This is a genomic window from Pseudomonas sp. LBUM1653 (assembly GCF_059716115.1).
Map to the genome: position 1 here is coordinate 5254464 of NZ_CP166803.1, position 16059 is coordinate 5270522.

Sequence of the window (16059 nt, forward strand, 5' to 3'; positions counted from 1 at the left end):
ATGTGTGGACACCGCAAAACCCTGTGGGAGCGGGCTTGCTCGCGAAGGGGCCGGTACAGACGCTGAAGGACTAAAGCCCCTCCAACTCCGCCATCAAATCATTCAACCGATCGACCTTCTCCTCGGTGATATCGCTGGCCGCCAACCCGTCGATGTACCCGGCCAGTTCCTCCACCGTGCTGCATTCGAACATCGCTCGCAGCGGCACATCGCGCTGCAGGGTTTTCTGCACCCGCGAGGCGATTTGCGTGGCCAGCAGCGAATGCCCGCCCAGTTCGAAGAAGTTGTCGCGGATGCCGACCTTCTCCACCTTCAGCACCTCGGCCCAGATATCCGCCAATGTCTGCTCCAGGTCATTGCGCGGCGCCTGGTAGTCCTGGCTTTGCAACTGGCCGATCTCCAGCGCCGGCAGGGCCTTGCGGTCCAGTTTGCCGTTGGCGTTGAGCGGCATCTTGTCGAGCCACAGCCAGTGCAGCGGCACCATGTATTCCGGCAGCTCGGCGCGCAGGCGTTGCTTGATGGGCTCCAGACGTTCAGCCGGATTGAGCGTTGAATCCGCCGCCACCAGATAGCCCACCAGATGCTTGCCATTGACCCCTTCCTGCACACCAACCGCCGCGTCGCGGACTTCCGGCTGTTCATGCAGGCGCGCTTCGATTTCACCCAGTTCGATGCGGTAACCGCGAATCTTCACCTGATGGTCGATACGCCCGACGTATTCCAGCACGCCGTCACTGCGACGGCGCGCCAGGTCGCCGGTGCGATACAGGCGATCACCCGGTGCACCGAACGGGTTCGGCACAAAGACCTGGGCCGTGCGCAGCGGATCGCTGACGTAGCCGCGCCCAACCCCGGTGCCGGCGACGCACAACTCGCCCACCGCACCCAGCGGTACCAGTTCCAGCGCGCCGTCGAGCAGGTACAGGCGGTTGTTGTCGGTCGGTGTACCGATCGGCAAATAGCTGCCGCGGGTGGAGGCCATGTCGACGCGGAAGAACGCCACGTCATCCGAGCATTCCGCCGGGCCATAGGCATTCACCAGCCCGATATCCGGGTAGCGCAGCAGCCATTGATGCGCCAGTTCCGGCGGCATCGCCTCCCCTGTCGGCAGCATCCAGCGCAGGCCGTCGAGGCTCATGCGTTCCTGGGCGAGCATGCCCTGGATCAGCGACGGCACGCTCTCCAGCACGGTGACCCCCTGGCTTTCAACGTGGGCCAGCAAACCTTGCGGGTCGTGGGCGATGGTGTTCGGCACGACGTCCAACCGAGCGCCGAACAACGGCGCGGCGAGGAATTGCCAGACCGAAATATCGAAGCTTTGCGAAGCGGTCTGGGCAATCACGTCAGCCTCGCTCAGGCTCAGGTACGGCACCTTGCTCAACTGGTTGTTGAGCATGCCGCGCTGTTCGACCATCACGCCTTTGGGCAAACCGGTGGAGCCGGAGGTGTAGATCACGTAGGCCAGGTTATCCGGCCCGCTGTAGATGCCCGGATTGGCCACCGATACATCGCTCGCCTGCACCTCTTCCCAAACCAGCAACCGAGGCCGACTGGCGCAACCAAATTCGTCCAGCAACGCCAGCGCTTGGGCGTGACAGGCTCGGGTGCACACCAGCAACGGCGTGCGACTCAAGTCAATGATGCGGCTCAGGCGCTGGCTCGGCAGCCCCGGATCCAGTGGCAGATAACCCGCACCCGCCTTGAAGCTGCCGATGATCATGCCGAGCAAATCCAGGCTGCGTTCGGCCATCAGTGCCACCGGTTGATCCAGCCCGACGCCAGCGGCAATCAGTGCATGACCGAGGCGGTTACTGCGCTGGTTCAGCTCCAGGTAGCTGTAGTGCTGATCCAGGCAACTGGCGGCAATCCGCTGCGGATGCGCAGCCACTTGCGCTTCAAACAATGCAACGTAGCTCTGCTCCAGCGGGTATGTGTGTTCGCTCTGGTTGCAGCCATGGATCAGGAAATCCTGCTCTTCGTCTCCCAGTAGCGGCAAGTCTGCCATGTCGCCATGGAAACCCTCGACCAGTGCCAACAGCAGGCGCTTGAACTCGCCGAGCATGCGTTCGACGGTGGACTCATCGAAGTAACGCTGGTCATAGGACAGGTGCAAGCCCAGGTCATCACCCGGATAGCACACCGCCGTCAGCGGGAAGTTGGTGTGGGTACGGCCCGAATCCGAAGTCGCATTCAGACTTTGCGCACGGTCCAGCACCGAGACTTCCACCGGGGCGTTTTCGAACACGAACAGGCTGTCGAACAGCGGCTGGCCCTTGGGCAGCTCGCTGTTTTCCTGAATGTTCACCAGCGGCAGGTACTCGTACTCACGCAGTTGCATGTTGCTGTCGAGCAAACCGCTCAGCCATTGGCGCACGCTGCAACGCTGATCGTCGTCAGGCATCTTCACCCGCAGCGCGATGCTGTTGATGAACAGGCCGACGGTGCGTTGCATCTCTGGCATCTCGACCGGACGTCCGGCCACCGTGACGCCAAACAGCACGTCGCGATCCCCGCTCAACCGGCGCAATACCAGGGCCCACGCCGCCTGGGCAAAGGTGTTGATGGTCAGCTGGTGCGCCTGGGCCAGTTCACGCAGCCGTGCACCGTCACGGGCATCGAGGCGGGTGTAGCGGTCACCGACGATCATGCCGCCGCTGTCGCCGGCATGTTCGCGCAGGAACGGCCGGTCACTCGGGATCGGCGTGGTCCGCTCAAAGCCATGCAGGTTGGTTTTCCACCACTGCCGCGCTTCGGCCAGGCTCTGGTGTTGCAACCAGGCGATGTAGTCGCGATAACGCGGCGGCACGGCCAACTGCGCTTCCCGGCCTTCGCCGAGGGCGGTGTAGATCTCGAAGAAATCGTTCATCAGCAACGAACGGCACCAGGCATCGATCAGGATGTGGTGATTGCTCATCATGAACCAGTAACGCGCCGCGCCAACCCGGATCAGGCGCAGGTGGAACGGTGCCTGGTTGAGCAGATCGAACCCGGCCTCGCGCTCGGACTTGAGCAAGGCTTGCAGCTTCGGCTCCTGCTCGGCGGCGGCGATCTCGCTCCAGTCCAGGTATTCGATCGGCGTACTGCCCGGCTTGTGGATAACCTGCAGCATGTCTTCGCCGACGTTCCAGCAGAACGATGCGCGCAGGGCTTCGTGGCGGGCGATCACCGCTTGCCAGGCCTGGGCGAAACGCTGCGCATCGAGCTCGCTGTTGATGCGGTAGCGATCCTGCATGTAGTACAGGCCCGTGCCTGGTTCCAGCAGGGTGTGCAGCAGCATGCCTTCCTGCATCGGCGTCAGCGGGTAGACGTCCTCGATCACCGCTGCGGGAATCGGCAGTGCATCCAGTTGCGCCTGGTTCAGTTTCGCCAGCGGGAAGTCCGACGGCGTCATGCCGCCCGCGTCATCGCGCAGGCAGTGCTCGATCAGACTGCGCAATTCGCCCAGGTAAGCATCGGCCAACTCACTGATGATCTGTGGATCATAGCGTTCGGCACTGAAGGTCCAGCGCAGCACCAGCTCGCCGCCGTAGACCTGACTGTCGACGCTCAACTCATTAGGCAACGGCGCCTGCGCATCGTGGGCCGCACCAATGGCTTCATCCAGCGGATGGAACAGCGCATCGGCAGCAAAGCTCTGGTCGAACTGACCCAGGTAGTTGAAGATGATCGGCGCCACCGGCAGCTCGGCCATGCGCTGGCGACTCGGCTCATCCGCCAGATAACGCAGCACGCCATACCCCAGCCCTTTGTGTGGCACGGCACGCAATTGCTCCTTGATCGCCTTGATCGATGCGCCCTGCCCGGCCGCCTCCTCGATGTTCGAGGGTGTCAGGCGCAGCGGATAAGAGCTGGTGAACCAGCCGACGGTGCGGGTCAGGTCGATCTCGTCGAACAGCGCCTCGCGGCCATGGCCTTCGAGTTGAATCAGCGCCGACTCGTGACCGCTCCAACGGCACAGCACACGGGCCAAGGCGGTCAGCAGTAGGTCGTTGACCTGGGTGCGATAAGCACTCGGCGCCTGTTGCAGCAATTGCCGGGTGCGCTCGCTGTCGAGGCGCACGCTGACGGTTTGCGCATGACAATGCTGTCGACCACCTTCAGGACGATCACAGGGCAGTTCGGCGCTCGGCCCGGCCAATTGCGCCTGCCACCAGTCCAGTTCTTCACGCAGGGATTCGCTGCCAGCGTACGCCTGCAAGCGTGCGGCCCAGTCCTTGAAGGCGCTGGTTTTGGCCGGCAGTTTCACCGGCTGTTGCGCATCGAGTTGGCGATAGACGTTTTGCAGATCGTCCAGCAGCACGCGCCATGAAACGCCATCGATCACCAGGTGGTGAATCGCGATGAACAAGCGTTGCTGACCTTCAGGACCATCGACCAGCAACACGCGCAGCAATGGCCCCTCTTCGAGATCGAGGCTGCGCTGGGCGTCGGCGAACAGGGCGGCGCATTTGTCCATGGAGGAAACGCGTACTTGCCACAGTACCGGCATATCGGAAATCGCCTGGTGCTGCGCCTGCCATCGACCGCCAACCTGGCTGAAGCGCAAGCGCAACGCATCGTGCTGCTCAATGACCGCCAGCAACGCTTGCTCCAGGCGATGGGGTTCCAGGGTCACGCTCGGTTGCAGCAGCAACGCCTGGTTCCAGTGTTGGCGCTGGGGGATGGCGGTGTCGAAGAACCAGAGCTGGATCGGCGTCAGGCGCGACTCGCCGCTGAGCAAACCTTGCTCGGCGGTGACCTGCTCGGTGCGGGTCGCCACGGCGGCGAGGGTCTGCACGGTCTGATGCTGGAACAGGTCGCGGGGGCTGAAGTGGATGCCCTGCTGCCGCGCCCGGCTGACCACCTGAATCGACAGGATCGAGTCGCCACCCAGCTCGAAGAAGTTATCGTTGAGCCCGACCTGCTCGACGTTCAGCACTTCGCACCAGATCTGCGCCAACGTCAGCTCCAGCTCGTTGCTTGGCGCCACATAGTGCTGACGGTTCAACTCCGGGTCTGGCGCCGGCAGTGCGCGGCGGTCGAGTTTGCCGTTGGCGGTCAGCGGCATGCTTGCCAGCAGGATCAGGTGAGTCGGCACCATGTAATCCGGCAGCTGGGATTTGAGGTGCGACTTGAGTGATTCACGCAGTACGGTTTGTTGCGACTCGTCCTGTTCGGCGACGTCGGATACCAGATAGCCAACCAGTTGTTTGCCGCTCGGCGCATCGAGCGCCAACACAACCGCTTCACGCACCGATTCATTTTCCAGCAAACGGGTTTCGATCTCGCCCAGTTCGATGCGGAAACCACGAATTTTCACTTGATGGTCGATACGCCCGAGGTATTCCACCAGGCCATCGGCGCGCTGGCGCACCAGATCGCCGGTGCGGTAGATACGCCCGCCGTTGCCCGCAAAGGGATCGGCTACAAAGCGTTCCGCGGTCATGCCCGCACGTTGGTGATAACCCTGGGCCAGGCCGGCACCACCGACGTACAACTCGCCGGTCGCACCCTGCGGCACCAACGCCAGGTCGGCATCGAGAATGTACGCCACGCGATCGCCGATCACATTGCCGATCGGCACGCTGCCGGCGCCTTCTTCCAACACCTCGGGCGCCAGGCTGGCCAGTGGCATGACCACGGTTTCCGTCGGGCCGTAGGCGTTGAAGAACAGGTTCGGCTTGAACGCTGCACGAATCCGCGCCAGGTGTTCACCGGTCAGCGCTTCGCCGCCGGTGATGATCATGCGCACCGGCAGGGTTGCGTTTTGCGTCGCCAGCCACTGCGCCAACTGGCTGCCGTAGCTCGGTGTGAAGCCGAGGATGTTGATGTTGTGGCGACGGATCAGACCGCAGATCTCTTGCGCGTCCCATTGGCCCTGAGCACGCAGCACAACTTGAGCACCGCTCAGCAGCGGCACCAACAGGCGCTCGGTGGCGGCGTCGAAATTGATCGAATAGAAGTGCAACTCGCAGTCGTCCGGGCGCATACCGAAACGCTTGATCACCGCGCGGCAATGCATGGCGATTTCGCCGTGGGACACCACCACGCCTTTCGGTTTACCGGTGGAGCCCGATGTGTAAATCAGGTACGCCTGATGTTGTGGCAGGCTGATGTATGGCAGTTCGGAGACTGGATAATTGGCAAGCGGCGCCGTGTCTTCCTCCAGGCACCAGCGGCCGACGCCCGCGGGCAAATCGCCAAGGGCCTGGAACATCGCCGCGTCACTGAGCAGCAAGCCGACGCCGCTGTCTTCGATCATGTAGTGCAAGCGATCCAGCGGGTATTCCGGGTCCAGCGGCACGTAGGCGCCACCGGCCTTGAGGATCGCCAGCAGGCCGATAACCATCTCCAGCGAACGCTCCAGCGCCAGGCCCACGCGCACCTGCGGGCCGACTCCGCGCTCGCGCAGCATCCAGGCCAGGCGATTGGCGCGGCTGTCGAGTTCGGCGTAGCTCAGGGTTTTCCCGGCAAAGGTCAGTGCCGGCGCATCGGGGCGCGCCAGGGCTTGTTCGCTGAACAGCTGATGGATGCACTGGTCGAGTCGATGCTCGCCCAGCTCGACGCCTAGGCTGTCGAGCAGCAGTTGTTGTTCGCCGGCGTCGAGCAACGGCAGCTCACTGAGGCGCCGCTGCGGATCGGCAATCAGCGCCTCCAGCAGGTTGCGCCAATGGGCGGCCATGCGCGCAATGCGCGGCTCATCGAACAGATCGGTGCTGTAGGTCAGGCAGCAACCGAGGCGATGGTCGAGGTCGGTGACTTCCAGGTTGAGGTCGAACTTGGTCGCGCGGGCATCGTTGGCCAGGTATTGCACGGTCATGCCGGCCAGGGTGCGGCTCTGCTGGAACTCCCAGCGCTGCACGTTGCACATCACCTGGAACAACGGGTTGTAGGCGGCGCTGCGCGGTGGCTGCAAGGCTTCCACCAGATGATCGAACGGCAGGTCCTGATGGGACTGGCCCTCGATCACGGTGTGGCGAACCTGCTCGAACAATTCGCCGACGGACATCTGCCCATCGAGCTGGCAACGCAGCACCTGGGTGTTGAGGAACGCGCCGATCAGCCCTTCGCTTTCCGGGCGAATCCGGTTGGCTACCGGCGCGCCGATGCGCAGGTCGGTCTGGCCGCTATAGCGATACAGCAGCGTGGCCAAGGCAGCGGTCATGGTCATGAATAGGGTCAAACCGTTTTGCGCATTGAAGGCGCGCACCCGTGTCGCCAGCTCATCGCTCAGGTCGAAACGGTACAACTCACCCTGGTGGCTTTGCACCGGTGGACGCGGACGGTCAGCCGGCAATTCCAGCAGCGGATGCTCACGGCCCAGTTGTGCCGTCCAGTAGTCGAGCTGGCGCTGACGCTCACCGGACTCCAGCCATTGGCGCTGCCAGACGCTGTAATCCAGGTACTGCACCGGCAACGCTGCCAGCGGTGATTCGCGGCCGTCGACGAAGGCTTCGTACAGCGCACTGAGTTCCCGGGCAAAGATGTCCATCGCCCAGCCTTCGGTGACGATGTGGTGCAGGGTCAGCACCAGGTAGTGTTCCTGCTCGGCGGTCTTGACCAGGCAGGCGCGAAGCAGCGGTCCGGTTTCCAGATCGAAGGGTTTGTGCGCTTCATCGTCGGCCAGTTGCTGGACTTGCCACTCACGGCCATCTGCATCCAGCGCGGTGAAGTCCTTGCAGTCCATTCGCACACCTGTCTCGGCATGCACCTGCTGACGAGCGACGCCATCGACGCTCGGGAAAGTCGTGCGCAGGGTTTCGTGACGCATGATCAAGGCCTGCAGCGCAGCCTCGAAACGCTCGACATCCAGCACCCCGCGCAAGCGCGCCATGCCGCCGACGTTGTAGGCCGGGCTGTCCGGCTCCATCTGCCAGAGGAACCACATGCGCTGCTGGGAATAGGACAGCGGCACCGCTTGGCTGCGGTCGACTTTGGCGATCGGCGGCTGTTCGTTGGTACGGCCGCTGGCCTGGATCAGGCGCACCTGTTCGGCAAAGGGGCCCAGCTCACTGTGTTTGAACAGCGCGCGCAGCGGCAACTCGACGTCGCAAGCCTGGCGCGTGCGGGAGATGATTTGCGTGGCCAGCAGCGAGTGGCCGCCGAGGGCGAAGAAGTCGTCGCGCAGGCCGACTTGCCCGAGGCCCAGCACTTCACACCAGATGCCGGCGATTTGTTGTTCCAGCTCGGTCACTGGCGCGACGTGTTCCCGCACCTGCCACTGCGGTTCCGGCAAGGCACGACGGTCGAGTTTGCCGCTCGGGCTGAGGGGCATCTGGTCCAGGCGCATCAGTTGTGCCGGGACCATGTATTCCGGCAGTTCGGCTGCCAGTGCAGTTTTCAGGCGGGTGTTTTGGGCTTCTTCGGATTCAGTGGAATCGGCGGTGTAGTAACCGATCAGCTGGCCACCGGCCGACGTTTCGCGCACCAGCACCACGGCTTGGGCGACACCGACTTGCGCCAACAGCCGCGCTTCGATTTCTTCCGGTTCGACACGGAAGCCGCGCAGCTTGATCTGCTGATCGAGACGTCCGAGGTATTCGATCACGCCATCGGTGGTCCAGCGCGCTCGGTCACCGGTGCGGTACAGACGCGCGCCCGGCTCGCCCAGTGGATCGACCACAAAACGCTCGGCGGTCAGGCCCGGGCGGCCCAGATAACCGCGGGCCAGGCCGATGCCGCTGATGCACAGTTCACCCGGCACGCCGGCCGGTACGGGATTCAGATCATTGTCGAGTACACGGCAGATCACGTTGCCCAGCGGCCGGCCAATCGGCGAGCGCTCGCCATCAGCACGGGAGCAGTGCCAATGGGTCACGTTGATCGCGGTTTCGGTCGGGCCGTAGCGGTTGTGCAACTGCACGGCCGGCAGTTGTTCCAATACGCGGTTGCGCAGTTCGGCGGGCAGCGCTTCGCCACCGGAGAACAGCCGACGCAGGCTGGTGCTTTCGGCGCTGAGCGGTTCGTCGATGAACAACGCCAGCAGCGGCGGCACGAAGTGCAGCGTGGTCACGCCGTATGCTTGAACCAGTTGCGCGATGCGATGCGGATCGCGGTGTTCACCGGGCCCGGCGATCAGTAGCCGGGCCCCTGTGATCAACGGCCAGAAGCACTCCCACACCGATACGTCGAAACTGATCGGCGCTTTTTGCATCAGCACATCGGTTTCATTCAGGTGGTAAGTGTTCTGCATCCATTGCAGACGTTCGGCGAGGGCCGCGTGGGTGTTGCCGACGCCTTTGGGTTGGCCGGTCGAACCGGAGGTGTAGATCACATAGGCCAGGTTGTCGCCATGCAGGTGCAGGCCCGGCGTGTGGCTGGGCCAGTTTTCCAGATGCAGGGCGTCCATCGCGATCACGCTGACGCCGTCAGCCGCTGGCAAGCGATCGAGCAGTTGGGTTTGCGTCAGCAGCAACTCGACGCCGCTGTCGCTGAGCATATAGGCCAGGCGTTCGGCCGGGTAATCCGGATCGAGTGGCACGTAGGCGCCACCGGCCTTGATGATCGCCAGCAGACCGATCAGCAGTTGCGGCGAACGCTCGGCGGCAATGGCCACGCACACATCCGGGCCGACGCCTTTGTCGCGCAGGTAGTGGGCCAGACGATTGGCCTGGGTGTGCAGCTCGGCGAAATCGAGGCTGCCGCCGTCCCACAGCAGCGCGGTGCGTTCCGGGGTCAGGCGTGCCTGTTCGTTGAGCAGTTCCGGGAGCCAGTGGCTGGCGCGCGGGCACGGTGCAACGGCCCACTGCGCTTGCTGATCGGACTCAAGCCCGGTCAGCAGTTGCAGATCACCGATGACGGTTTTCGGTTGCTCACTGATGGCGCGCAACAGGTTGCTGTAATGCTCGGCCAGACGCTCGATGGTGGCTGCATCGAACAGCTCGCTGGCGTAGTCAAAGGACAGGCTCAAGCGACCGTTGCGGTCTTCTTCGCTGTGCAATTGCAGGTCGAACTTGGCCTCGCGACTGTGCCACGGCAGCTCTTCGGCGAGCAGCCCCGGCAAGCGTTTCAAGGCGCTGAGATCGCGTTGCTGGTGGTTGAACATGACCTGGAACAGGCCCTGCTCGCGCGCCTGCGGGAAGGCCTCGAGCAGTTGTTCGAACGGCAGATCCTGATGCGCCTGTGCACCCAACGCGGCCTGCCGGGTTTGCGCCAGCAGCTCAACGAATGGCAGTCGCGAATCCACCTCGGCACGCAGCACCTGAGTGTTGATGAAAAAACCGATCAGACCCTGGGTTTCCAGGCGCGGACGGTTGGCATTCGGCACGCCGATGCGGATGTCGCGCGCACCGCTGTAGCGATGCAACAAGGTCTGGAACGCGGCCAGCAACAGCATGTACGGTGTAGCTTCATGGGCCTGGGCAGTCTGGCGAATGGCATCGCTCAGCGCCGCCCCCAGACGCACGGTGTGGCGCGCGGCGCTGTGCAGCTGTTGCGCCGAACGCGGGTGGTCGGTGGCCAAGTTCAGGGTTGGATGCTCCTCACCCAACTGCGCCTTCCAGTAAGCCAGTTGGCGCTCGCCCTCCCCTTGCGCCAGCCACTGGCGCTGCCAGCTGCCGTAGTCGGCGTACTGGGTCGGCAGTGGCGCAAGCGTGGCCAGTTGTCCTTGCGCAGCCGCCGCGTACAGCCGGGAGAATTCGTCGATCAACACATTCATCGACCAGCCATCAGCGATGATGTGGTGCATGGTTACCAGCAGCTGGTGATCTTCGTCGTCGAGGCGCACCAGCGTCACCCAGAGCAACGGACCTTTCTGCAGATCGAACTGAGTGCGCGCTTCATCCTCGCGGATTTGCAGCGCCCGGGCTTCACGCTCGGCCATCGGCAAATCGCTGATGTCGATGCATTGCAGATTGAATTCAGCGGCCGCATCGACCTGCTGCAACGCCACCCCGTCACGCTCGAAGAAGCGCGTGCGCAGGGATTCGTGCCGCTCGATCAACTGCTGGAAACTGGCGCGCAGGGCGTCTTCGTCCAGCTCGCCACGCAGGCGCAAGGCACCGGGAATGTTGTAGGCGCTGCTCTGCGGATCAAGCTGCCAGGTGATCCACAGCCGATTCTGCGCCAGGGATTGCGGCATGGCTTCGCTGCGCGACAGCGTGGTGATCGCGCCTTGGGCGAGGCCACCGTCCTGCTGTTGCCGCGCCACCTCGTCGGCGAAGGCGCCAAGGGTCGGCGCTTCGAACAGCAGGCGCAGGTTTAGCTCCAGGCCGAGTGTTTCCCGTAGGCGCGCCACCACTTGCGTGGCCGCGATGGAGTTACCGCCCAGCAGGAAGAAGTGATCGTCGGCAGCGACCTGTTTGACCTGCAATTGCTCGCACCAGATCTGGCCGATCAGGCTTTGCAACTCCGAACCGGATTCGCTGTTCTCTGCGCTTTCTGTGACAGCCGAAGGGAACACCGCGTAACTGTCGAGGCTGCCATCGGCCAAGCGATTGCGGCACGCCGAGCGTTGCAGCTTGCCGCTGGAGGTCTTGGGCAAGGCGCCAGGATTGAGCAACACCACCACGCTCGGCGCTTCCTGATAGGCCTCGGCGACGGACTGGCGGATGGCCTTGATCAAGGCGTCGGGCGGGAGAATTTTTTGCACGCTACGGCTGATCTCCGCGGCGATACCGATGCCTTCCTGACCGTCGACATTTACCGCAAAAGCCGCGACGCGCCCCTTGCGCACCACCTCCACTTCACGTTCGACGGTCTGCTCGATGTCCTGTGGATAAAGGTTGTGGCCGCGCACGATCAGCATGTCTTTCAGGCGCCCTGTGATGAACAGCTCACCGTCGCGCATGAAGCCCAGGTCACCGGTACGCAGCCATTTTTTATCTGCGTGCTGGACGAAGGTCTTGGCCGAGGCCTCGGGGTTGCGCCAGTAGCCGTGGGCGATGCTCGGCCCGCTGGCCCAGACTTCGCCGACCGCGTTGTCAGCGAGTTCGCTGAGCAACGCCGGGTCAATGATCAACACCGCGTGATCCGGCTGGCTGATGCCGCAGCTCATGATCGCGCTGCCCTCGCCGGCTTCGGCACGGTTTTGCGCCAGGGCCTGATCGTCCACCCGCAGGTTGCCGATGCCTTGGCCACGCGGGGTACCGGCAACGAACAACGTGGCTTCCGCCAGACCGTAGGAGGCCATGAAACTGTCTTCGGAGAAACCGCAGGTGGCGAACTTCTCGGCGAAGCGTTCCAGGGTGTCGAGACGAATCGGTTCCGACCCGGAATACGCCACGCGCCAGCCGCTCAGGTCGAGGCGCTCCAGGGCGGACTCACTGACCCGTTCACTGCACAGGCGATAGGCAAAATCCGGCCCGCCGCTAATAGTGCCGCCGTATTCACTGATCGCTTCGAGCCAGCGCAGAGGTCGGCCGAGGAAGTACGCCGGCGACATCAACACGCAAGGCACGCCGCTGAAAATCGGCTGCAACAGGCCACCGATCAGGCCCATGTCGTGGTACAGCGGCAGCCAGCTGACGATCACGTCGTCGGGGTTCAGGTCGATGCCAAAACCGTGGCGGATCAGCAATTCGTTGGCCACCAGGTTGCCGTGGCTGACCTGCACGCCTTTAGGCAATGCGGTGGAACCGGAAGTGTATTGCAGGAAGGCGATGTCATCGCCTGCAAGGGCAGGCGCGACCCAGCGCTCGGCGTGGCCTCTGTCGAGGGTATCGACACACAACAGCGGCGGCGCCCCTTCGATTTGCAGCAGCGAATCGCGCAGGCTGGCACTGGTCAGCAGCAGGCGCGGCTCGGCATCGCCGATGATCGACAACAACCGCTCCTGATGATGCCGACGCGCCGACTCCGGCGGATAGGCCGGCACCGCGATCACCCCGGCATACAGGCAACCGAAAAACGCCGCGACGTAATCAGGACCACTGGGAAACAGCAACACCGCGCGATCGCCCAAACCGGCCTCTGCCTGCAGCGCACCGGCAATCGTCCGCGCCCGCTGATCCAGTTCGCGATAACTGAGCACCACAGCCTGGTCCCGGGTTTCGGCGAGAAAACGCAAGGCCACCCGATCCGGCGTCAGGGCCGCGCGGCGCTGGAGGGCTTGGACCAGTGTGCTGGGGAGTTCGAACGCGTCGGTCATGAGGTTTCCTGCCTGAATTCGGCTTGCAATTGGAATCGGTGTCGTAACGTCACGCCCCATCGGGGGGCATGCAGGACGCGGTCTTCGCCGACCGCGCAAGGCATTGGCAATGCTGTGGTGTCCGGGGCTGCAGCCCGAAGCCATTCACCAATGAGAACGGATGACCTTGGCAAATAATTAGTCGACAGCCCTGCGCACCAACCAGGCCAAGGCGCGACAGCGTGTCGCAGTTCTCACTCCGCACCTTTGAGGAGCATTAGTTCTCTTTCTCAATTGACAATCATTATCATTCAACATAATTTGTCGCTCGATGTGTAGGGCGACCCCGGCCTTCTTGTCGTCCCACTAACCTATTGGCAGCAAGGTGATCTCCAATGACGGAACAAGCGTCCACAAGCAGGTGCGATTCGCCGCTACTTCAGGCATTCGTCGACAATCGGCTGATACTGGTCAAGATTGCAGCCCGCATCACCGGCTGCCGCTCGCGCGCTGAAGATGTGGTGCAAGACGCGTTCTTCCGCCTGCAATCGGCGCCGAACATCACCTCCTCGTTCAAGGCGCAGCTCAGCTATCTGTTCCAGATCGTGCGCAACCTGGCGATCGACCACTACCGCAAGCAGGCCCTGGAACAGAAATATTCCGGCCCGGAAGAAGAAGGCCTCAACGTGGTCATCCAGGGTGCCTCTCCGGAAACCTCGCACATCAACTTCTCCACCCTGGAAAACATCGCCGACGCATTGACCGAGCTGCCGAGCCGGACGCGTTATGCTTTTGAGATGTACCGCTTACATGGCGTGCCGCAGAAGGACATTGCCAAGGAGTTGGGGGTGTCGCCGACGTTGGTGAACTTCATGATTCGCGATGCGTTGGTGCATTGCAGGAAGGTATCGGGGAGTCGGGCGGATACGTTTGCCCAGCGTTGAGGGCGTGCCGAAGGCAGAAATTCGATCTTATAAATCTTTCAGTTCGACGGGTACGGGCGTTTCGTGGCGGCGAGCGCGGACCAATTCCGCCAGATCAAGATCATCCAGCCGCTCCATCATGGCTTCGAAGACATCGGCAGGGACCATGTAGCCCATTACACGATTGTGGTTGAGGATCGCGACCGCACTGCCATGGGCGCCGCTCAATACTGCCAAGGGATTTTTCTTCAGTTCAGACATGCTGACTGCAGCATCAGCCAGTACGCTTTGCATGATCATGACTCCAGGACGACTCCACTTCAGGGGACGAATTTATATTTCGGTTCAGGTGGTTCGTGGCGGATCAATAGTCACGCAGCAAACCTGAACTGTGTTCGCTGAAGCTGCTGCCAAGCGCACTGCCGTGGAAATTCAGTTTGCTGATCTTGTTGCCGTGGCTCGGTGCAAAGCCATCAGACGGCTGGCAGTCTTCGGAATAACAGCTGTGAGTACTGGCCCCCGAACAGGCGCTCAACAGCAAAGCACCGGGGGTTAGCGCGACTTGATTGTGTTTGAGATCACTTTTCAGATTCCTGTGGGGAGGCGTAGTGGTTTAAACGCGAGCCTCCATCCTAGGCCGTACACCCAACGACCATAATGAAACCTTGCTGAGTGATAGCGTCGGTTCAGGATCGCCGGTTTCTCAATAAAAAGGACGTCAATTACGGACGTCCTTCTGTTTATCACCGCTCACTTTCGGTCGCGCCTTCATACACTACTGGGCGGGTCGACATTATCCAGGGCGCGATTGACCAACAGCTCGCCAACTACCGCCAACTGCTGAATCGACAACGCCAGGCTGCGTGGCGAACCTTCGAGCTTACAAGCCAGATCGGTCGTAAGGACGTTTAGCGACGCGAGCGTTTCGCAAGCGTGACAAAGCAAGGTTTCAGTGTCGACGTTGGGAACAATAGTAAACACGTGACAGATGGGATCGGCGTGATTCGGATTTCGTAGGCGTTTGGTGACAGCGCGATGACTGGCTTTCGAGAGCTGGTCGAGATCGACGGAAGCGGTTTGCGCTTCTGGAGGGTCAGGCGTGATTTTCTTCATCGTTTGCGTTCCTAGAATTATTAAAGGAACTGCCAGCATCACTTCCACATGATGGGGTGGCAGCTGTGCGCAGGTGTGGAAGACCGGGGATCTAGGAACCCGGCGCACCCGAAAGTGCCCCGCGCACAGCCGCCATAATTTAACAGCACACATAAAAAAGTGACTGCATAAATTCAGGTGGCGCCTGTGCGCCTAGATCACAAGAAGGGCTTCCACACCCTTGTCGCTGATTTTGCAGCGACAAAGGGAAGGTTATCTGGGTGATTGGGGGCAATACAAGATGGGCGATTTCGACGCGTGCTGAGGGAAATTTCCTACATTTTCGGCACCTAATCAACAGGTTGACCACTACAAGCTGACCAAGGTAATTTCGCCACTGAGGTAAAAGTGGCGGCGATGCGCGCTCGCCGTTCGAGTCGGAATGCGTATTGAGTAGCTGGAAAGGAACTCAAGAATCCTGCATGTTCAAGGAAGGTTAGTCCTCCCCCTTTCTGAAAGTGAGCAACGACAGGATTAAAATCATGGCCACCACACTTTTGTCTTTGAAGACCGCAGCCACAGAAAAAACCGTCCCCATCAACATGCAGGTCGAATTTAGAAAGCGAGACTTGATCGATATGGCTGTAGCCATTTCTGGAAGCGATCGGACCAGCTTCATACTGGATGCTGCCTGTAAAAAAGCAGAGGAAGTCATCCTGAATCAGCGCCTATTCAGCCTTGCAAGCCGTGAGTTTGACGCGTTCGATCAAGCCTTACAGTCGAATCTCGTCAGGAATAGCGAACGTCTACGTCAATTGCTCCAACGACCGCCTCGGTGGAGCTAAACGCCCCGGAAAACTGACTATGAGTCACGGTCTGCACTCCTTTGATTGTGGTGAAGAATCGATCAACGCTTACCTGACGAAACGGGCTCTCGAAGCGCGCAAAATGTTCCAGATCTCACGACGTTTCACTCTCTGCCACCGTTTTTGCCACTGA

General features: G+C 61.8%; 6 protein-coding genes. 2 read left to right on the forward strand and 4 right to left on the reverse strand.

The features are described 5' to 3' along the window. Positions 1-70: 70 nt before the first annotated feature. A complete protein-coding gene (locus ACA054_RS23620; RefSeq protein ID WP_497686415.1) occupies positions 71-13066 on the reverse strand; it encodes a non-ribosomal peptide synthetase in 12996 nt (4331 codons plus the stop codon). Between the two features lie 374 nt (positions 13067-13440). On the opposite strand from ACA054_RS23620, the gene ACA054_RS23625 reads away from it, so the two are divergent. Further along, entirely contained in the window at positions 13441-13989 is a 549-nt protein-coding gene (locus ACA054_RS23625; RefSeq protein WP_188265168.1) for an RNA polymerase factor sigma-70, read from the forward strand. Between the two features lie 27 nt (positions 13990-14016). Here ACA054_RS23625 and ACA054_RS23630 read toward each other — a convergent pair whose 3' ends face one another. From ACA054_RS23630 to ACA054_RS23640, 3 genes are all read right to left on the reverse strand, one after another. Further along, positions 14017-14262: a type II toxin-antitoxin system Phd/YefM family antitoxin gene (locus ACA054_RS23630; protein ID WP_497686416.1), complete on the reverse strand. Its 246-nt coding sequence runs from the start codon at positions 14260-14262 to the stop codon at positions 14017-14019. Between the two features lie 70 nt (positions 14263-14332). Then, positions 14333-14557: a hypothetical protein gene (locus ACA054_RS23635; RefSeq protein WP_497690361.1), complete on the reverse strand. Its 225-nt coding sequence runs from the start codon at positions 14555-14557 to the stop codon at positions 14333-14335. Positions 14558-14736: 179 nt separating this feature from the next. Further along, on the reverse strand, positions 14737-15081 hold the full coding sequence (locus ACA054_RS23640; protein ID WP_497686417.1) for a DUF6124 family protein: 345 nt from the start codon (positions 15079-15081) through the stop codon (positions 14737-14739). 521 nt (positions 15082-15602) lie between these two features. On the opposite strand from ACA054_RS23640, the gene ACA054_RS23645 reads away from it, so the two are divergent. Next, positions 15603-15905, forward strand: coding sequence for a type II toxin-antitoxin system TacA family antitoxin (locus ACA054_RS23645; RefSeq protein ID WP_497686418.1), 303 nt, complete (start codon positions 15603-15605; stop codon positions 15903-15905). Positions 15906-16059: the final 154 nt, after the last annotated feature.

Excerpts from the sequence above, each read along its gene's own strand:
- ACA054_RS23620 (WP_497686415.1), bottom strand. The coding sequence starts at position 13,066 with ATGACCGACGCGTTCGAACTCCCCAGCACACTGGTCCAAGCCCTCCAG.
- ACA054_RS23625 (WP_188265168.1), top strand. The coding sequence starts at position 13,441 with ATGACGGAACAAGCGTCCACAAGCAGGTGCGATTCGCCGCTACTTCAG.
- ACA054_RS23630 (WP_497686416.1), bottom strand. The coding sequence starts at position 14,262 with ATGCAAAGCGTACTGGCTGATGCTGCAGTCAGCATGTCTGAACTGAAG.
- ACA054_RS23640 (WP_497686417.1), bottom strand. The coding sequence starts at position 15,081 with ATGAAGAAAATCACGCCTGACCCTCCAGAAGCGCAAACCGCTTCCGTC.
- ACA054_RS23645 (WP_497686418.1), top strand. The coding sequence starts at position 15,603 with ATGGCCACCACACTTTTGTCTTTGAAGACCGCAGCCACAGAAAAAACC.